The sequence below is a fragment of the Jeotgalibacillus sp. ET6 genome, from assembly GCF_029667115.1.
Taxonomy (GTDB): Bacteria; Bacillota; Bacilli; order Bacillales; family Jeotgalibacillaceae; genus Jeotgalibacillus.
The window spans coordinates 1-277 of record NZ_JARUIU010000072.1 but is presented as its reverse complement, the minus strand read 5'-3'; the positions used below and the strand labels follow the sequence as shown (position 1 = coordinate 277).

Annotated in this window: 1 pseudogene; it reads right to left on the bottom strand. The window is 34.3% G+C overall.

Features of this window, described 5'->3' with window-relative positions:
* Positions 1–205: 205 nt before the first annotated feature.
* Positions 206–277: pseudogene (locus tag P6709_RS19880) on the bottom strand (manganese catalase family protein); the annotation flags it as partial.

The window sequence follows — 277 nt, the reverse complement described above, 5'->3', positions numbered from 1 at the left end:
ATTACTCCTGCCTCAAGACATTGTAAATTCCTAAAAAAACCTATAATCGACTGTATTTAACCTGTATGTGTTTCGACAGACAGGATCACTTTACTATCTGTCTCTATTCAGCCTTACAAGCATATGACAGTTTTTCCAAAATTAATTTTTCATCCTTGTTGTCTGCAGAATTGATTTCAAGCTTACTTACAGGAATTCACTGTTCTTCTTCAGTAGCAATGTCCATTAATAAATCCTTGTATTTTTCTTCTCCACGGCAGTTAAATCCCTGAAAAAG